Origin of the sequence: Synechococcus sp. BO 8801 (assembly GCF_002252675.1) — a bacterium.
GTDB lineage: Bacteria > Cyanobacteriota > Cyanobacteriia > PCC-6307 > Cyanobiaceae > Cyanobium.
On the sequence record NZ_NQKY01000002.1, the window covers coordinates 83,460 to 100,053 of the forward strand.

Annotated in this window: 18 protein-coding genes; 12 read left to right on the forward strand and 6 right to left on the reverse strand. The window is 72.0% G+C overall.

Annotation, left to right across the window (positions count from 1 at the left end; genetic code table 11):
• Positions 1-49: 49 nt before the first annotated feature.
• The gene (ahcY, locus tag CJZ86_RS01890; RefSeq protein ID WP_094584281.1) at positions 50-1,492 is read left to right on the forward strand and encodes an adenosylhomocysteinase; all 1,443 of its coding nucleotides are present in this window, start codon (positions 50-52) and stop codon (positions 1,490-1,492) included.
• A 74-nt stretch (positions 1,493-1,566) separates the two neighbouring features.
• Positions 1,567-2,223 carry a DedA family protein gene (locus tag CJZ86_RS01895; protein WP_094584282.1) on the forward strand — a complete coding sequence of 219 codons (657 nt, stop codon included), beginning with the start codon at positions 1,567-1,569 and terminating at the stop codon, positions 2,221-2,223.
• Between the two features lie 146 nt (positions 2,224-2,369).
• On the opposite strand, the gene CJZ86_RS01900 is transcribed toward CJZ86_RS01895, so the two are convergent.
• A complete protein-coding gene (locus tag CJZ86_RS01900; RefSeq protein ID WP_094584462.1) occupies positions 2,370-2,768 on the reverse strand; it encodes a single-stranded DNA-binding protein in 399 nt (132 codons plus the stop codon).
• Between the two features lie 159 nt (positions 2,769-2,927).
• On the opposite strand from CJZ86_RS01900, the gene CJZ86_RS01905 reads away from it, so the two are divergent.
• The 7 genes from CJZ86_RS01905 to CJZ86_RS01935 all read left to right on the forward strand — a co-directional run bounded on the left by CJZ86_RS01905 (position 2,928) and on the right by CJZ86_RS01935 (position 9,594).
• Positions 2,928-3,974, forward strand: coding sequence for a rod shape-determining protein (locus tag CJZ86_RS01905; protein ID WP_094584283.1), 1,047 nt, complete (start codon positions 2,928-2,930; stop codon positions 3,972-3,974).
• 5 nt (positions 3,975-3,979) lie between these two features.
• Complete coding sequence (gene mreC, locus CJZ86_RS01910) at positions 3,980-4,720, forward strand: rod shape-determining protein MreC (RefSeq protein ID WP_094584284.1); 741 nt, start codon at positions 3,980-3,982, stop codon at positions 4,718-4,720.
• On the forward strand, positions 4,720-5,331 hold the full coding sequence (locus CJZ86_RS01915; protein WP_094584285.1) for a rod shape-determining protein MreD: 612 nt from the start codon (positions 4,720-4,722) through the stop codon (positions 5,329-5,331). The genes mreC and CJZ86_RS01915 overlap by 1 nt, the downstream gene beginning before the upstream one ends.
• Before the next feature lie 3 nt (positions 5,332-5,334).
• Positions 5,335-6,675 (forward strand): ABC transporter substrate-binding protein, encoded by a 1,341-nt coding sequence (locus CJZ86_RS01920; RefSeq protein WP_094584286.1) that lies wholly within the window; start codon positions 5,335-5,337, stop codon positions 6,673-6,675.
• A gap of 139 nt (positions 6,676-6,814) precedes the next feature.
• Positions 6,815-7,699, forward strand: a complete 885-nt coding sequence (gene rpaB, locus CJZ86_RS01925) for a response regulator transcription factor RpaB (protein ID WP_094584287.1) — start codon at positions 6,815-6,817, stop codon at positions 7,697-7,699.
• A 72-nt stretch (positions 7,700-7,771) separates the two neighbouring features.
• Positions 7,772-9,268, forward strand: a complete 1,497-nt coding sequence (gene lysS / locus CJZ86_RS01930) for a lysine--tRNA ligase (RefSeq protein WP_094584288.1) — start codon at positions 7,772-7,774, stop codon at positions 9,266-9,268.
• Between the two features lie 62 nt (positions 9,269-9,330).
• Positions 9,331-9,594 carry a DUF8660 family protein gene (locus CJZ86_RS01935; RefSeq protein ID WP_035832975.1) on the forward strand — a complete coding sequence of 88 codons (264 nt, stop codon included), beginning with the start codon at positions 9,331-9,333 and terminating at the stop codon, positions 9,592-9,594.
• Between the two features lie 31 nt (positions 9,595-9,625).
• Here CJZ86_RS01935 and CJZ86_RS01940 read toward each other — a convergent pair whose 3' ends face one another.
• The 5 genes from CJZ86_RS01940 to egtB are packed head-to-tail and all read right to left on the reverse strand — an operon-like array spanning position 9,626 to position 13,370.
• The gene (locus tag CJZ86_RS01940) at positions 9,626-10,426 is read right to left on the reverse strand and encodes a YdcF family protein (RefSeq protein WP_094584289.1); all 801 of its coding nucleotides are present in this window, start codon (positions 10,424-10,426) and stop codon (positions 9,626-9,628) included.
• Positions 10,427-10,439: 13 nt separating this feature from the next.
• On the reverse strand, positions 10,440-10,925 hold the full coding sequence (locus tag CJZ86_RS01945; RefSeq protein WP_094584290.1) for a hercynine metabolism protein: 486 nt from the start codon (positions 10,923-10,925) through the stop codon (positions 10,440-10,442).
• Positions 10,922-11,158: a hercynine metabolism small protein gene (locus tag CJZ86_RS01950; protein WP_094584291.1), complete on the reverse strand. Its 237-nt coding sequence runs from the start codon at positions 11,156-11,158 to the stop codon at positions 10,922-10,924. Before CJZ86_RS01950 ends, CJZ86_RS01945 begins: the two co-directional genes overlap by 4 nt.
• On the reverse strand, positions 11,155-12,126 hold the full coding sequence (egtD, locus tag CJZ86_RS01955) for an L-histidine N(alpha)-methyltransferase (RefSeq protein WP_094584292.1): 972 nt from the start codon (positions 12,124-12,126) through the stop codon (positions 11,155-11,157). The genes CJZ86_RS01950 and egtD overlap by 4 nt, the downstream gene beginning before the upstream one ends.
• Positions 12,120-13,370, reverse strand: coding sequence for an ergothioneine biosynthesis protein EgtB (egtB, locus tag CJZ86_RS01960; protein ID WP_094584293.1), 1,251 nt, complete (start codon positions 13,368-13,370; stop codon positions 12,120-12,122). Before egtB ends, egtD begins: the two co-directional genes overlap by 7 nt.
• A 60-nt stretch (positions 13,371-13,430) precedes the next feature.
• On the opposite strand from egtB, the gene CJZ86_RS01965 reads away from it, so the two are divergent.
• From CJZ86_RS01965 to CJZ86_RS17240, 3 genes are read left to right on the forward strand one after another with little or no spacing between them, the layout of a single operon-like run.
• Positions 13,431-14,477, forward strand: coding sequence for a cysteine synthase A (locus CJZ86_RS01965; RefSeq protein ID WP_502690411.1), 1,047 nt, complete (start codon positions 13,431-13,433; stop codon positions 14,475-14,477).
• Positions 14,474-15,529 carry a protein kinase domain-containing protein gene (locus CJZ86_RS17235; RefSeq protein ID WP_233133782.1) on the forward strand — a complete coding sequence of 352 codons (1,056 nt, stop codon included), beginning with the start codon at positions 14,474-14,476 and terminating at the stop codon, positions 15,527-15,529. Before CJZ86_RS01965 ends, CJZ86_RS17235 begins: the two co-directional genes overlap by 4 nt.
• Positions 15,426-16,592 (forward strand): hypothetical protein, encoded by a 1,167-nt coding sequence (locus tag CJZ86_RS17240; protein ID WP_233133783.1) that lies wholly within the window; start codon positions 15,426-15,428, stop codon positions 16,590-16,592. The genes CJZ86_RS17235 and CJZ86_RS17240 overlap by 104 nt, the downstream gene beginning before the upstream one ends.
• Positions 16,593-16,594: the final 2 nt, after the last annotated feature.

Consider the following 16,594-nt stretch of genomic DNA (forward strand, 5'->3'; position numbering starts at 1 on the left):
CTGCAGATATTTCCACTTTTTCGCCCTCCCCTTGGGGAGCTTCCCATTCATGGTGGCAACACCTTCCAGCCCTGAGGCTGCTTTCGCTGGCCTTCAGGCAACTTCTTCCTATGTGATCGCCGATCTCGGCCTGGCCGACTGGGGCCGCAAGGAACTGGCGATCGCCGAAACCGAGATGCCCGGCCTGATGGCCCTGCGCGAGAAGTTCGGTGCCGAGCAGCCCCTGAAGGGGGCCCGGATCGCCGGCAGCCTGCACATGACGATCCAGACCGCCGTTCTGATCGAGACCCTGGTGGCCCTCGGCGCTGAGGTGCGCTGGGCCTCCTGCAACATCTTCTCCACCCAGGACCACGCCGCCGCCGCCATCGCCGCCGCCGGCATCCCGGTGTTCGCCTATAAGGGCGAAACCCTTGATGAGTACTGGGCCTTCACCCACCGCATCCTCGAGTGGGGCGACGGCGGCACCCCCAACATGATCCTTGACGACGGTGGCGATGCCACCGGCTTGGTGGTGCTCGGCAGCAAGGCCGAGAAGGATCTCTCGGTGCTCGACAACCCCTCCAGCGAGGAGGAGGTGGCCCTGTTCAACTCCATCCGCCAGCGGCTGGCGGTGCAGCCGGGCTTCTACTCCCGCATCTACGCCAACATCCAGGGCGTGACCGAGGAGACCACCACCGGCGTGGCCCGTCTGTACCAGATGCAGAAGAGCGGTGAGCTGCCGTTCCCGGCCATCAACGTCAACGACTCGGTCACCAAGAGCAAATTCGACAACCTCTACGGTTGCCGCGAATCGCTTGTAGACAGCATCAAGCGTGCCACCGACGTGATGGTGGCCGGCAAGGTGGCCCTGGTGCTGGGCTACGGCGACGTGGGCAAGGGTTCGGCCCAGTCCCTGCGCGGGCTCGGCGCCACGGTGATGATCGCCGAGATCGATCCGATCTGCGCCCTGCAGGCCGCCATGGAGGGCTACCGCGTCGTGCGTCTCGAGGACGTGGTGGCGGATGTGGACATCTTCGTGACCGCCACCGGGAACTACCAGGTGATCCGCCACGAGCACCTGCTCGCCATGAAGAATCAGGCGATCGTGTGCAACATCGGCCACTTCGACAACGAAATCGATGTGGCGTCCCTCAAGCAGTACGCCTGGGAGAACATCAAGCCCCAGGTGGATCACGTGATCCTGCCCAGCGGCAACCGGATCATCCTGCTGGCTGAGGGCCGGCTGGTGAACCTGGGCTGCGGTACCGGCCACCCCAGCTTCGTGATGAGCAACTCCTTCACCAACCAGGTGCTGGCCCAGATCGAGTTGTACACCAAGGGTGACCAGTACGGCAAGGAGGTCTACGTGCTGCCCAAGCACCTCGACGAGATGGTGGCCCGCCTGCACCTCGACCGGATCGGCGCCCGGCTCACCGAGCTCACCACCGAGCAGGCGGCCTACATCGCCGTGCCCGTGGAAGGCCCCTACAAGCTCGACCACTACCGCTACTGAGCGGCGACGGCCCGGAGCTCCTGGCAGCGACCGGGCCGTCGTGGAAGACTGGCGCCTCTGATCCGGCTGGCCCGATGGCGATCGAACTGGTCCAGAAGTTGCCCGAGATGATCGGCGCTGCGGTGGAGGCCAACCCGGCCGCAGGGTATGGCGCGATCTTCGCGGCCATGTTCCTGGAGAACCTGTTCCCCCCGATTCCCTCCGAGCTGATCATGCCGCTCGGGGGGTTTTTCGTGCATCAGGGCAAGCTCTCCCTGGTGCCGGTGGTGCTGGCCGGCCTGCTGGGCACCGTGCTCGGTGCCCTGCCCTGGTACGGCATCGGCCGGCTGGTGAACGAGGAGCGCATCGAGCACTGGCTGGAGCGCCACGGCCGCTGGATCGGCATCAGCCCCCAGGAGCTGCGCCGCAGCCGCCGCTGGTTCAGCCGCCATGGCACGGCCCTGGTGTTCTGGGGCCGGCTGGTGCCCGGCATCCGCACCCTGATCTCGGTGCCCGCCGGCATCGAGATGATGCCGATGGCCCCCTTCCTGCTCTGGACCACCGCCGGCAGCCTGATCTGGACCCTGCTGCTGACGCTGGCGGGCCTGGCCCTGGGCGAGGGCTACACGAATGTGGAGCGCTGGATCGAGCCCGCCGCCCGGGTGGTGAAGGTGCTGTTGCTGGTGGCGGTGCTGGCCGGCGCCGTGTGGCTGGGGCTGCGGATCTGGAAGCAGAGCCGCCAGCGGCCCTGATCGGAGTCCCGGGCCTGCAGGGACTCCGGCCCGGCCCCGGACAGTAAAAAAGGCGCCCCGGGGGGCGCCTTCTCTGGCTTCGGACGCTTGATAACCCGGCTGGGCCACTGGCACAAGCCCCCCGGGCCGAATCCGGGCCCGCAGGCTCAGAACGGCACTTCCTCCTCGCTGGGTTCGCCGCCGCCGAAACCGCCCCCGAAGCCGCCGCCGCCGCCGCCTCCCTCCGCGTCCCGCTTGCTGCCGAGCAGCTCCAGCCGATCGACGCGGATCACCGGCTTGCTGCGCTCCTCACCGCTGGCCCTGTCCGTCCAGCGGTCGAGCTTGAAGGAGCCGATGATGCCGATCAGGGCACCCTTGCGGACGTAGTCGGCGGCCACCTGGGCCTGCTTGCCCCAGATCTCCAGGTTGAACCAGTCGGGCTCGTCGTCGCGGCTGCGGCGGTTCACCGCCAGGGTGAGGTTGGCGACCATGCTGCCGGATTCGAAGTAGCGGACCTCAGGGTCGCGGCCGGCTCTGCCGACGAGGGTGATGGAATTGACGCCCATGGCGTGCTCCTGGAACGAATGGATCAATGATGCGGCACCCCGATCGGGGGCCTCTCCCTTTCCGTTCCACCCTTCGTCCCGGTTGTCACACCCGGCGGCTCTGCGGAGGGCCGCTGGGAATGCCCCACCTATGATTCACCGCTGCCAGAGGCCTTGCCCGTGTTTTTCCGCCGCTTCCAGTTCTCCCGCGACATCGGCATCGATCTGGGGACGGCCAACACGCTGATGTACGTCTCGGGCAAGGGGATCGTGCTGCAGGAGCCCTCGGTGGTGGCGATCGATCTGGAGCGCGGCACCCCCCTGGCGGTGGGCGAGGAGGCCAAGCTGATGCTCGGCCGCACCCCAGGCAACATCCGGGCGATCCGCCCCCTGCGCGACGGCGTCATCGCCGACTTCGACGCCGCCGAGCAGATGATCAAGAGCTTCATCCAGAAGGGCAACGAAGGCCGCGGCGTGATCGCCCCGCGCCTGGTGATCGGCATCCCCAGCGGCGTCACCGGCGTCGAGCGCCGGGCCGTGCATCAGGCCGGCCTGGCCGGGGCCCGGCAGGTGCACCTGATCGATGAGCCGGTGGCGGCCGCCATCGGCGCCGGTCTGCCGGTGACCGATCCGGTGGGCACGATGATCGTCGACATCGGCGGCGGCACCACCGAGGTGGCCGTGCTGAGCCTGGGCGGCACCGTGCTGAGCGAGTCGGTGCGGGTGGCCGGCGACGAACTCAGCGACGCCATCAGCGTCTATCTCAAGAAGGTCCACAACCTGGTGGTGGGCGAGCGCACCGCCGAGGACATCAAGATCCGCATCGGCTCCGCCTTCCCCGACGACGCCCACGACGAAACCTCCATGGACGTGCGGGGTCTGCACCTGCTCTCCGGCCTGCCGCGCACGATCAACATCCGGGCCGGCGACATCCGCGAAGCCATGGCCGAGCCGCTCAACGTGATCGTCGAGGCGGTCAAGCGCACCCTGGAGCGCACCCCTCCCGAGCTGGCGGCCGACATCGTTGACCGGGGGATCATGCTCGCCGGCGGCGGCGCCCTGGTGCGGGGCATCTGCGACCTGATCAGCCACGAGACCGGGATCCTCACCCACGTGGCCGAAGACCCCCTGCTCTGTGTGGTCAACGGCTGCGGCATGGTCCTTGAGGACTACAGCCGGCTCGAGCGCGTGCTCGACACCCCTGAATTCGCCCGGATGACGGCCTGAGTCCGATGCCGGCTTGGCGCTGGCTCCGCTTCGTCGACGGCTCCTCCCTGCGACGCCTCCTGCCCTGGCTGCTGGTGCTGCTGGCGCTCGTGGCCGTGCGTCTCAGCAAGGGGGCGATGCTCACCGATGCCTACGCCTTCCTCAGCCGACCCTTCTGGCCGGGGACGGCCCAGGCCGAGTGGCTGCGGTCGGCCCGCCGGGTGGAGGACGGTGCCCGGCTGGCCCAGCTGGAGCGGGACAACCAGCGGCTGCGCTCGCTCCTGGACCTGCAGCAGAAGAATCCCAACCGGGTGACCGCCCCGGTGATCTCCCGCGACGGCTCCGGCTGGTGGCGCCAGCTGCTGCTCGGCCAGGGGGCCCTGAGCGGCATCCGGGCCGGCCAGGCGGTGCTCGGCCCCGGCGGCCTGGTCGGCCTGGTGGGGAGTGTCACCCCCAGCACCGCCACCGTCACCCTGCTCACCGATCCCAGCAGCCGGGTCGGGGTCTGGGTGGGGCGCACCCAGCACCATGGCCTGCTCACCGGCATCGGCACCGCCCGGCCCCTGCTGCGCTTCCTGGAGAAGGATCCCCAGGCCCGTCCCGGTGACGTGGTGGTGACCTCCCCCGCCAGCACCCTGGTGCCGCCGAACCTGCCGGTGGGCGTGATCCAGACCATGGACGCCAATGCCGATCCGGCGCCGGAGGCGGTGGTGCAGCTGATCGCGCCGGTGTCGGCCCTCGACTGGGTGCAGGTGCAGGTGCGCTGATGGATCTGCTCAGCCGGCAGCCCCTGCTTGCCGCCACGGTCCTGCTGGTGCCGCTGCTCGTCCTGGCCTCGCCGGGCTGGCTGGCCCTCGACGGCGTCGGTCCCTGCTGGGCGGTGCTGTGGCTGCTGCCCTGGGCGCTGTGCGACGGCCCCTTCTCGGGAGCCTGCGCCGGCCTGGCCCTGGGCCTGCTGCTGGATGCCCTCCACCCCGGCGGCGTCACCCAGATCCCCGCCCTGCTGCTGCTGGGCTGGTGGTGGGGGCGGATGGGACGGCGGGCGTCGCCGATCCAGCGCAGCTTCAGCCTCGGCCTGCTGGCCCTGATCGGCACGGCCCTGCTGGGCCTCACCCTGATGCTGCAGTGGGGGATCCTCGACTGGATCGGCACCCGGGAGGCGCTGCAGCTGGCGGGACCGTTGGCAGGCCGCAGCGCCCGGGAGCACGGGGTGAATCCCGCCCTGCTGGCCCTGCCGGGCTGGCGCTGGGATGATCTGGCGGGATCCGGCCTGCGGGTTCTGCTCGCCCAGACCCTGATCACGGCCGTGCTCGCACCGATGCTCTGCTCCCTGCAACTGCTGCTCTGGCGGCAACTGGGCTCCGGCTGGCGCCGCTAGGCCATGGCCAGGATGTCTTCCCGCTCCAGCCGGCCGTCCCGCCTGCCCCGCCGCCAGGCCCTGCGGCTGCTGGCCGCCCCGTTCGCCCTCGCCCTCGCCGCCGGGGCCTGCGGCCGCCCGCCCGCGTCCGGCCGGGGCAAGGTGCTCAACGTCTGGACCCTGGATCTGGCGCCCCGCTTCAACGACTACATGGGGCGGGTGATCGCCGCCTGGGAGCGGGCCCATCCCGGCGTGACGGTGCGCTGGACCGATGTGCCCTGGGGGTCGGTGGAACGCAAGCTGCTGGCCTCGGTGTTCGCCCGCACCGCCCCTGATCTGGTCAACCTCAACCCCAACTTCGCCGCCAACCTGGCCAGCAAGGGGGGCCTGCGGGACCTCACCCCCCTGCTTCCCCCCGACGCCGCCGAGCGCTACCTGGCCGGCATCTGGACCTCGGGCCAGCAAGCGGGGGAACAGTTCGGCATTCCCTGGTACCTGACGGCCCGGGTGACGATCGCCAACCGCCGGCTGCTGCAGAAGGCCGGCCTGGCCGCCCCGCCGCGCCGCTGGGAGGAGGTGCCGGCCTATGCCGAGGCCGTCCGGCGCCGCACCGGCCGCTACGCCCTGTTCGTGACCGTGGTGCCCGACGACTCCGGTGAGCTGATGGAGGCGCTGGTGCAGATGGGGGTGCGGCTGCTCGACGACCGCCAGCGGGCGGCGTTCAACAGCCCCGCCGGTCGCCGGGCCTTCGCCTTCTGGAGCGACCTCTACCGCCGCGGCCTGCTGCCGCGGGAGGTGGTGAGCCAGGGGTACCGGCGGGCGATCGAGCTGTACCAGGCCGGGGACCTGGCCCAGGTGGCCAGCGGCCCCGATTTCCTGCGCAACCTGCAGACCAACGCCCCCGGCATCGCCGCCACCTCCGCCCCCTTCCCGCCCCTGACCGGGGCCAGCGGCGAGGCCAACGTGGCGGTGATGAACCTGGTGGTGCCGCGCCAGAGCGCCATGGCCCCGGAGGCGGTGAGCTTCGCCCTGTTCCTGAGCGACGCCGCCAACCAGCTGGTCTTCGCCGAGGAGGCCCGGGTGCTGCCCTCCTCCCGGGGCGCCCTGGCGAGCCTGGAGGGGCGGCTGCGGGCGGCGGTGCCCGCCGACGGCCAGGAGCGGCTGGTCCACAGCGCCCGGCTGCTCTCGATCGAGACCCTGGCGGCGGCGCGGGTGCTGGTGCCGGCGACCCCGGGGGTGAAGCGGCTGCAGGCGATCCTCTACACCCAGCTGCAGCGGGCGATGCTGGGGCAGCTCGACAGCGACGCGGCCCTGGCCGAGGCCGAGAGGCAGTGGAACAGCTACGCCGAGGCCCGCTGGCCCTGAGGCCGCCGGCGGCGGGACTGGCACCCTGAAGAAATGTTGTAAATCGGCCAGAGGCCAGCTGCCGGAACCGATTCCGTGCTCACGGCACGAAACGGCGTCGCGTTATGGTTGCGATTCTTCATCCGGTCGGACAGGAGCGATGCCCACGCCTTCGGTCGCATCCTCTGCATCCTCAGCCTCCCCGTTCACCGACGGGGCTGATCTGCAGGAATCCTCCGGTGGTGTTTCTGCCGCCCAGCAGCCCGCGTCACCGCCACCTTCCGACCAGCAGCCCGCCCAGCCGATCGCCACCCTGCTCGTCGTCGACGACGAGGCCGCTGTGCGCCGGGTGCTGCTGATGCGCCTGCAGCTGGCCGGTTACCGGGTCCTGTGCGCCGAGGACGGCGAGGAAGCCCTGGCCCTGTTCCACAAGGAGCAGCCCGATCTGGTGGTCCTCGACGTCATGCTGCCGAAGCTGGACGGCTTCGCCGTCTGCCGGCGGCTGCGGGCCGAATCCTGCGTTCCGATCATTTTCCTCTCCGCCCTCGATGCCATCGCCGAGCGGGTGGCGGGCCTGGACCTCGGCGCCGACGACTACCTGCCCAAGCCCTTCAGCCCCAAGGAACTGGAGGCCCGCATCTCCACGATCCTGCGCCGCATGGGCCGGGGGGCCGCCACCAGCGAGCCCCGCGAGCTGCCCACGGGCTCCGGGGTGCTGCGGGTGGGGGATCTGGTGGTCGACACCAACCGCCGCCAGGTGACCCGCGAGGGACAGCGCATCGCCCTCACCTACACCGAATTCAGCCTGCTGGAGCTGCTGTTCCGCGAGCCGGGACGGGTGGTGCCCCGGGCCGAGATCCTCGAGCAGCTCTGGGGCTATCCGCCGCGCCGGGCCGCCGACCTGCGGGTGGTGGACGTCTATGTGGCGCGGCTGCGCGGCAAGCTCGAGCCCGACCCCCGCAACCCGGAGCTGATCCTCACGGTGCGCGGCACGGGCTACGCCTCCCAGCGGATGGGCGAGGGAACCCTGGCCGCCGCCGGCTGAACCGCGCGCTGAAGTCGATGCCGGCCGGTCCTGCAGGATGGGCAGCGACCCTTCTCCATCGCCCTGCCTGCCTTGTCGGATCTGCGTGAGACCCGTCTGGAGAAAGCCCGCGCCCTGGAGGCCCTCGGCCGGGCTCCCTATGCGCTCGGCTTCGCCCCCAGCCACCGCACCGCCGAGCTGCAGCAGGCCCACGCCGACCTGCCCAACGGCGAGGAGCGGGCCGTGGCAGTGGCGGTGGCGGGGCGGGTGATGACCCGGCGGGTGATGGGCAAGCTGGCCTTCTTCACCATCGCCGACGAAACCGGTCCGATCCAGCTGTTCATCGAGAAGGCCACCCTGCTGGCGGCCCACCCGGACGAGCCCGAGGCCTTCGCCCAGATCACCTCCCTGGTGGATGGCGGTGACTGGATCGGGGTGCACGGCAGCCTGCGCCGCACCGACCGGGGCGAGCTCTCGGTGAAGGTGACCGACTGGGTGATGCTCTCCAAGGCGCTCCAGCCCCTGCCCGACAAGTGGCATGGCCTGGCGGACGTGGAGAAGCGCTACCGCCAGCGCTACCTGGACCTGATCGTTTCGCCCCACACCCGCGAGACCTTCCGCCGCCGGGCGCGGCTGGTGAGCGCCATGCGCCGCTGGCTCGACGAGCGCGGCTTCCTCGAGATCGAGACGCCCGTCCTGCAGACGGAGGCCGGCGGCGCCGACGCCCGCCCCTTCGCCACCCACCACAACGCCCTCGACCTGCCCCTCACCCTGCGCATCGCCACGGAGCTGCACCTCAAGCGGCTGGTGGTGGGGGGCTTCGAACGGGTCTACGAACTGGGGCGCATCTTCCGCAACGAGGGGATCAGCACCCGCCACAACCCCGAGTTCACCTCGGTGGAGATCTACCAGGCCTTCGCCGATTACCACACGATGATGGATCTCACCGAGCAGCTGCTGGCCGCAGCCTGCCTGGAGGTCTGCGGCGACACGCGCCTCACCTACCAGGGCGAGGCGATCGATCTCACCCCGCCCTGGCGGCGGGTCACCATGCACGAGCTGGTGGAGCAGGCCACCGGCCTGGATTTCAGCGGCTTCAGCGACCGCGCCGAGGCGGTGGCGGCGATGGAGGCCGCCGGCCTGGCGGCCCCCGAGGCGGCCGACAGCGTCGGCCGGCTGCTGGTGGAGGCCTTCGAGCAGGCGGTGGAGACCACCCTGGTGCAGCCCACCTTCGTGATGGACTACCCGGTGGAGAACTCGCCCCTGGCACGGGCCCACCGCAGCAAGCCGGGGATGGTGGAGCGCTTCGAGCTGTTCATCGTCGGGCGGGAGACGGCCAACGCCTTCAGCGAGCTGATCGACCCCCTCGATCAGCGTGCCCGGCTCGAGCTGCAGCAGCTGCGCCGCCAGGCGGGGGACCCCGAAGCCCAGACGGTGGACGAGGATTTTCTGCACGCCCTGGAGGTGGGCATGCCCCCCACCGGCGGCCTCGGCATCGGCATCGATCGCCTCGCCATGCTGCTCACCGACAGCCCCTCGATCCGCGATGTGATCGCCTTCCCCCTGCTGCGCCCGGAGGCCCGCGACTAGGCCGGAACCGACGCAGTGGGATAATGGTCCCCAGTAGGCCTTCTCCCCCTCGGGGCTCTGGTATGAGTGGTGAGCGCGTCGGTTTTCGCTTTCAACACGCCGATGCTGTGGTGAAGCGCAATCCCCAGGGGCGATCTCGCCGTGGCTGGGTCATGGAGCCCGTGGAGCAGACCACCAGCCGGGGCACCAAGATGCCCGCCTACCGCATCCGCTGGCGGGACAGTGAACGTCCGGAGATCGTGCTGCAGCACATGCTCATCGCCGATCCCGACCCCACTCCGCCGCCCGAGGGCGTGAGCCTGGTGCCGCCGGCCCCCAAGAAGTAACCCGCCGCAGCGCCCGGCGAGCGATCCAGCTTCAGACCCACCCCCGCAGCCGGTAGGCCAGCAGGCCGAGATGTTCGCGCATGGCCGTGGTGGTGAGCACCAGGGCTTCGGCGCTGGGCAGCACCCCCATCACGGTGCCCGCCAGGGTGGGGGTGCCGAAGGAGCGCCGCTCGGGCAGCTGGAAGTCGCAGGCCACCGGGATGATCCGCAGGTCCGGGGCGGCGCGGCGCAGGGTGGCCAGCGAACGGGGCAGGTGGGTGGCGCTGGTGACCAGCAGCAGGGAGTTCCAGCCCCGCTGCCGGGCCACCCGCACCAGTGCACCCGCCTCCTCGCCGGTGTTGCGCCCCTCCTCGCTGGTCACGATCCGATCGGCCGCCACCCCCAGGCTGGTGGCCAGGGCCTTGGCCAGCCTGGCCTCACCGGCCGCCGGATCATTGGCCATGAAGGTGACCTTGCCGCCGGTCACCAGCAGCCAGGGGGCCTTGCCCTCCCGCATCAGGGCCACGGCGCGCAGCAGCCGGTCGCCGGCCTCGTTCACCTCCACCCCCTGGCGCGGCGGCAGGGCGGGCCGCAGGCCGCCGCCCAGCACCAGCACCGCATCGGCGCTGGGGATCGGCGACGGCGTCAGCCGGGCGGCCCGCTCCTCCAGGCTCCAGACCAGCTGCCGGCTCAGCAGGGGGGTGGCCGCCAGCCAGAGCAGGGCGATGCCCACCCCGGAGAGCACCGGACCGAAGCGGCGCTGCCGGCCCAGCAGGCCGGCGATCTGGAGCAGCAGGGCCAGGCCGAGGGGGTAGAGGCCGAGCGGCAGCAGTTTGGAGAGCAGGAAACCCATGGGGCGGCGGGGTTCAGCGCTGGCTGCGGCGCTTCAGCTCCTGCAGCTCCTGCTGGGCCTCGAAATGGGCCCAGTCGGCCTCCAGGTCGGGGGTGGGGGCGGCGCCGGGGCGGGGCCGGCTGGTGAGCTCGGCCAGCTCCTGCTCCACGCCGGCGAAGCGCTGGCCCAGATCGGCCAGGGCGCGCCAGCGGTGGCGGCCCTGGTCCATCAGCCCGGTCACATGCTGCTCGGCCCGGCCGGCCAGGTCCTCGGCGCCGGCGGCCCGGGCCCGGCCGGTGCGCTCCTGCCACTGGCGGATCTCCTCGGCCAGCCGCAGCAGTTCGCGCCGCTGCTCCTCCGCCTGCTGGCGCAGGCGTACCCGTTCCGCCAGTAGCTGCCGCTGGCGGTCGCGGGACGCCTGTTCCCGCAGCAGCTCCTCCTGCTGGGGATTGGTGCGCAGGAAGCCCTCCAGCTGCTGATCCAGCCGCGCTTCCAGTTCCTCCAGCCAGCTGCTGCTCATGGCACAGGTTCGCCGGGGGCGCGGGTGATCAGGGGCGCCTCAATCTCCTCCTGCAGGGGGGTGATGGCCGCCTCCCGCGAGCGCAGCAGCAGCTGGGTGAGCCGGGCGATGGCCCCTTCGCCCAGGTCCTGTTCGCCGATGCGGTCGAAGGCCCGGCGATAGAGATCCTCGAGTTCCTCGATCAGCCCCTCGCGCACCCCACGCATGGACTGACGCTGCTCCTCCCTGCTCATGGCGTGCTCCGGTGCTGTTCCGAGTCTGCCTGCACCAGCAGATGCAGACAGAAATCGCCGGCGGCATCGCTCCAGCGGCCCGCCCCCAGCCAGCCGGCTTCGGCGGCCAGGGCCAGGAAGGCCTCGGGGGCGTACTTGTGGCTGTATTCAGTGATCAGCGGTTCGCCGGCCGTGAACGGCCAGGGCCGCCCCGCCAGGCGCACCTCCAGGTCGCGGCGGCTCACCAGGGCCATGGCGATGCGAGACTGGCCGGCCTCCCACCAGGCCCGGTAGTGGAAGTCGTCGGGGTGGAAATCGCCCTCCAGATCCCGGTTGAGTCGGGTGAGCAGGTTGCGGGCGAAGGCCTCCGACCAGCCGGCGGCGTCGTTGTAGGCCGCCTCCAGCCGCTCCACCGCCTTGGGCTGGTCGATGCCGATCAGCAGGCGGCTGCCCGGCCCCAGCAGCCGGCGGAACTGGCGCAGCAGCTCCCGGGCGCCGGCGGGATCGAAGTTGCCGATCGAACTGCCCGGGTAGAAGCCCAGCCGGCCGTGGCCCTCCAGGGCGGGGTGCTCGGGCAGCTGCTCCAGGCGGCTGTAGTCGCAGCAGATGCCGAGCACCGCCAGGTCCGGATGGCGTTGCTGCAGGGCCCGGCAGGCGGGGGCCAGGTGGTCGGCGCTGATGTCGAGGGCGACATAGGCGGCGGGCTCCAGGGCGCTGAGCAGGGGGCTCACCTTGCGGGCGCTGCCGGCCCCGAACTCCACCACCACCCCGGGGCCGAGGGCGGCGGCCAGCTCGGGCGCCCGCGCCTCCAGCAGGGCCGTCTCGGTGCGGGTGAGGCTGTACTCGGGCTGCTCGCAGATCGCCTCGAACAGACGGGACCCCTCGGCGTCGTACAGCAGCCAGGCCGGCAGCTGCTTGGGGCGGCGGGCCATGCCATCGATCACCAGCCGGGCCATGTCGGCCGGTTCGGGATGGAGGTCGATCAGCATGGGGCGCCGGTACCGTCGTCAGCGCCGTCGCGGGCCAGCCGCAGCCCGGCGGCCATCCAGCGGCAGTGGGGCCCGAAGAAGTTGCGGTAGGTGGGGCGGGCGTGGCCCGCCGGGGTGAGGAAGCAGCTGCCGCGGAGCACGAACTGGGAGGTCATGAACTTGCCGTTGTATTCCCCGACGGCCCCGGGGGCGGGGCGGAACCCCGGGTAGGGCCGGTAGGGGCTGGCGGTCCATTGCCACAGGGCGCCGAAGGCCTGGGGCAGGGGGCGGCCGTCCGGTTGGGCGGCTTCCGTCGCCACCAGCTCCCATTCGGCTTCGCTGGGCAGGCGGCCGCCGCTCCAGCGGGCAAAGGCGTCGGCCTCGAACCAGCTGACGTGCCGCACGGGCGCCTGGGGGTGCCGCGGCCGGCGGCCCGCCAGGCTGAATTCCCATTCGCCGCGCCAGTAGCGCGGTGCGTTCCAGCCCTGCTGCTGCACCAGCGCCCAGCCCTCGCTCATCCACAGCTCCGGCCGCCGGTAGCCGTCATCGGCGATGAAGGCGGCGTAAGCCTCGTTGGTGACGAGGGTTTCGGCGAGGCTGAAGGGCTCCAGCCACTGGCGGTGCCGGGGGGCTTCGTTGTCGAAGTGGAAGCCACCACCGGAGTGGCCGATCTCCACCAGCCCGCCGGGGTGGGAGCGCCAGCCGCCGGTGGTTTCCGGTGCCCCGGCGCCGGGGGGTTCGACGCCATAGGCGGGCTCCAGCGGGTTGCGGCTGAAGCCGTCGAGCAGATCCATCAGCAGCAGCTCCTGGTGCTGCTGCTCGTGCTGCAGCCCCAGTTCCACCAGCTCCAGCAGGGGCCCGGCCGCCTCGGGTGGCTGGCGATCCAGCTGCAGCAGCAGCGTCTCCAGCCCGGCGTCGACGCGCCGGCGCCAGGCGAGCACCTCGCCGATGGCCGGCCGGGTGAGCAGGCCCCGTTCGGGACGGGGGTGGCGGCTGCCGACCGCCTCGTAATAGGAGTTGAACAGATGGCCCCAGCGGCGATCGGGCGTCGCGTGGCCCGGCAGGTGGGGCTCCAGCAGGAAGGTCTCGAAGAACCAGGTGGTGTGCCCCAGGTGCCACTTGGCGGGGCTGGCATCGGCCATGCCCTGGAGGCAGAGGTCCTCCGGCTCCAGGCCCTGGATCAGGTGTTCACTGTGCTGACGGACCGCCTGGAGCCGTTGCAGGAGGCAGGGGATGTCCGCCGGCGCGTGTGCCCTGGAACCCATGGTCCTGCCGTTCTCTGGGGCCGACCATAGGGATGTTCCCTACGATCCGGCCACGCAGCGATGGAGAAGGCCAGCCGCATGGGAGCCCACAGCGACGGCATGAGCACCGGGATCACCGAGGGCTTCAGCGGGGCGGTCGGCGGGACGCCGCTCATCCGGCTCCATGCCCTCAGCGCCCTCACCGGCTGCGAGATCCTGGGCAAGGCGGAATTCATGAACCCCGGCGGGTCTGTGAAGGACCGGGCCGCCCTGGGCATCCTCCAGGAGGCGGAGGCCAGCGGCCTGCTCAAGCCGGGGGGCACGGTGGTGGAGGGGACCGCCGGCAACACCGGCATCGGCCTCACCCACCTCTGCAATGCCCGCGGCTACCGCTGCCTGATCGTGATCCCCGAGACCCAGTCGGCGGAGAAGATCGGCCTGCTGCGCAGCCTCGGCGCCGAGGTGCGCACGGTGCCGGCGGTGCCCTACAGCGACCCGGCCAACTACGTGCGCCTCTCGGGCCGCATCGCCGAGGAGACCCCCGGCGCCGTGTGGGCGAACCAGTTCGACAACCTCGCCAACCGGCGGGCCCATTACGGCAGCACCGGGCCGGAGATCTGGGAGCAGACCGGGGGCCGGCTGGATGCCTGGGTGGCCGCCACCGGCACCGGCGGCACCTACGCCGGGGTGGCCCTCTATCTCAAGGAGCAGGATCCCAGGATCCGCTGCGTCCTGGCCGATCCCTGCGGCAGCGCCCTCTACAGCTGGGCCACCGACGGCACCCTGAAGAGCGAGGGCAACTCGATCACCGAGGGCATCGGCAACAGCCGCGTCACCGCCAACCTGGAGGGGGCGCCGATCGACGACGCGGTGCGGATCGACGACCCCATGGCCCTGCGCACGATCTACGGCCTGCTGTGGCAGGAGGGCCTGTTCATGGGCGGATCGGTGGGGATCAACGTGGCGGCGGCGGTGGAGACGGCCCGGCGGCTGGGCCCCGGCCATCGCATCGTCACCGTCCTCTGCGACAGCGGCGATCGCTACCGCTCCCGCCTCTACGACCAGGAGTGGCTGGCGGGCCGCGGCCTTGAGCAGCCCCAGCGCACCGGCGTGGCCCTGATCCCATGAGCGCAGCCCAGGGCCAGGTGATCGGCGGCCGCTACCGGCTCGAACGCCGTCTCGGGGCGGAGACGGGCGGCCCCCAGGGGGAGCTGTGGCAGGCGAGTGACCAGCTGGCCGCCGACGGGCCCGTGGCCCTGCGCCGCATCGGGCCGGACCAGGACCAGGCCCGGGCCCGGGAGCTGTGGTCGCGGCTGCAGGGGGTGCTCCACCCCCAGGTGCCCCGCATCGGCGCCGTGATCGAGGCCGAGGGCCAGCTCTGGCTGGTGCGGGAGTGGCAGGCGGGCCGCACCTACCAGCAGCTGCTGGAGCTGCGCGCTGAGCGCCAGCTGGTGTTCGGGGCGGGGGAGGTGCTGCTGCTGCTGCGCCAGCTGCTGCCGGTGCTCGCCGCCCTGCACAGCCAGGACCTGCTGCACGGGGACCTCAGTCCCGCCAACCTGCTGCGCCGCGACAGCGACGGCCTGCCGGTGCCGCTCGATTTCGGCCTGGTGCGGGGCACGTCCGCCGGCCCCGCCGGCGAGCGGCTGTTGGGGGCCACCCCGGGCTACGCCCCGCCGGAGCTGGCCAGGGGCGAGCCTGCCCAGCCCTGGATGGATCTGCATGCCCTGGGCGTGGTGTCCCTGGTGCTGCTGAGCGGGGACGGGCCGGAGCGCCTGCTCGATCCGGCGACGATGCAGTGGCGCTGGCCGGCGGCCCTGGAGCACGAGCCGGAGCTGCTGCGCCACCTGCAGCGCCTGCTCAGCCGCCACCCTGAGGAGCGCTTCGCCTCCGCCGGCCAGGCCCTGGTGGCCTTCCAGTCCCTGGCGATGCCCGACAGCACGGGCCCGGTGCCCCGGGCCGACCGCACCGTGGTGCTGGTGCCCGAGGCCGCCCCAGCCGCCCCGCCGCCGCCGCCATCGGCCCCTGCCGCCGCCGAGGCGGCGATCGCGGCCGCCATCAGCGCCCCGCCGGCCTGCCGTGGAGCGGGCGGAGCCCCAGCTGCCGCTGCGCACGGCCACCGCCACCACGCCACCGCCGCCGGCCGCCGTGGCCGTCAGCGACAGCCTGCGGCGCCGCCATGAGGAACGGGAGGAGGAGGCCGAGGGGGGCTTCTGGCCGGTGCTGATCGCCCTGGTGCTCTCGGCGGTCGTGGGGACGGCGGTGGGCTGGTGGTGGCTGAGCCGCGGCAAGGTGGCCGCCCCGGCCCCCGGCGGCCAGAGCGAGCTCCCCAGCAGCCTGCCCCCCTCGGAGGTGGACCAGCGCCAGCAGCTGCTCAACCGCCTGCGGGCGATGCAGGTGGACCGGGCCTGGTTCCTGAGCCTGGTGGATGCGGCCCTGCTGGCCCAGTACCCCGAGCGCAACGGCCGCCTCCCCTCCGACTCCCTGGAGGACGCGCCGCTGCGGCGGGTGTGGAACGAACTGGCCGAGGAATGGCTGGCCCGGGTGGAGCAGTTGCCCCTGCCTCTGCGGCGCCGGCTGGGCAACTTCAGCGCCAGCGACTGGGAGCAGCGGCAGGGTGGCTTCGTGGGCCAGGGGCTGAGCCCGGCGGTGCTGCGGGAGCTGGTGTCGGCCAGCGTCCAGAACCTGCTGCCGAGCCGCGCCTCCCAGGCGATGCCGCCGGAACCCTTCCGCCAGATCTGGTACGCGGCCGCCGAAATGATGCTGGAGAACCTGAGGATCGAGCCGATCGAGGCCCCCTCCGGCAACGCCCAGGTGCTGTCGGCCGAGGTCCCTGCCAGCGGGGCGCGCCTGTTCCCGATCCGTCTGCCCGCCGGCCACGGCCTCGCCCTCGGGGTCAGCGGCTCGCCGCTGCTGCAGATGAGCGTCTACTCGGCCGGGGGCACCCTGCTGGAGCCGAGGGGGCCGCTGCGGGTGGTCACCCTCGACTCCCAGAAGAGCTCGCCGGTGCAGCTGCTGCTCACCAACGACGGCGTCGCCCCGGCCCTGATCCGCCTGTCGCTGCGGGCCGATCCGCCGGCCCCCACGCCGCCGCCGGCGCCGGACGCGCCCCCGGCCCCCGAGGAGCCCCAGGACACGCCGGCCACGCCCGCTCCGGACACCCCCGGCGCCACACCGGCACCGGCCGCCCCGGCGGCCCCAGCCCCTGCGACCCCACCGGCGCCCCCCGCACCGCCCAGCAACTGAGG

What these genes read in the sequence shown, in the direction of transcription:
- ahcY (WP_094584281.1), top strand. Translation starts at nt 50, where the DNA reads ATGGTGGCAACACCTTCCAGCCCTGAGGCTGCTTTCGCTGGCCTTCAG.
- CJZ86_RS01895 (WP_094584282.1), top strand. Translation starts at nt 1,567, where the DNA reads ATGGCGATCGAACTGGTCCAGAAGTTGCCCGAGATGATCGGCGCTGCG.
- CJZ86_RS01900 (WP_094584462.1), bottom strand. Translation starts at nt 2,768, where the DNA reads ATGGGCGTCAATTCCATCACCCTCGTCGGCAGAGCCGGCCGCGACCCT.
- mreC (WP_094584284.1), top strand. Translation starts at nt 3,980, where the DNA reads ATGCCGGCTTGGCGCTGGCTCCGCTTCGTCGACGGCTCCTCCCTGCGA.
- CJZ86_RS01915 (WP_094584285.1), top strand. Translation starts at nt 4,720, where the DNA reads ATGGATCTGCTCAGCCGGCAGCCCCTGCTTGCCGCCACGGTCCTGCTG.
- CJZ86_RS01920 (WP_094584286.1), top strand. Translation starts at nt 5,335, where the DNA reads ATGGCCAGGATGTCTTCCCGCTCCAGCCGGCCGTCCCGCCTGCCCCGC.
- rpaB (WP_094584287.1), top strand. Translation starts at nt 6,815, where the DNA reads ATGCCCACGCCTTCGGTCGCATCCTCTGCATCCTCAGCCTCCCCGTTC.
- CJZ86_RS01935 (WP_035832975.1), top strand. Translation starts at nt 9,331, where the DNA reads ATGAGTGGTGAGCGCGTCGGTTTTCGCTTTCAACACGCCGATGCTGTG.
- CJZ86_RS01940 (WP_094584289.1), bottom strand. Translation starts at nt 10,426, where the DNA reads ATGGGTTTCCTGCTCTCCAAACTGCTGCCGCTCGGCCTCTACCCCCTC.
- CJZ86_RS01945 (WP_094584290.1), bottom strand. Translation starts at nt 10,925, where the DNA reads ATGAGCAGCAGCTGGCTGGAGGAACTGGAAGCGCGGCTGGATCAGCAG.
- CJZ86_RS01950 (WP_094584291.1), bottom strand. Translation starts at nt 11,158, where the DNA reads ATGAGCAGGGAGGAGCAGCGTCAGTCCATGCGTGGGGTGCGCGAGGGG.
- egtD (WP_094584292.1), bottom strand. Translation starts at nt 12,126, where the DNA reads ATGCTGATCGACCTCCATCCCGAACCGGCCGACATGGCCCGGCTGGTG.
- egtB (WP_094584293.1), bottom strand. Translation starts at nt 13,370, where the DNA reads ATGGGTTCCAGGGCACACGCGCCGGCGGACATCCCCTGCCTCCTGCAA.
- CJZ86_RS01965 (WP_502690411.1), top strand. Translation starts at nt 13,431, where the DNA reads ATGGAGAAGGCCAGCCGCATGGGAGCCCACAGCGACGGCATGAGCACC.
- CJZ86_RS17235 (WP_233133782.1), top strand. Translation starts at nt 14,474, where the DNA reads ATGAGCGCAGCCCAGGGCCAGGTGATCGGCGGCCGCTACCGGCTCGAA.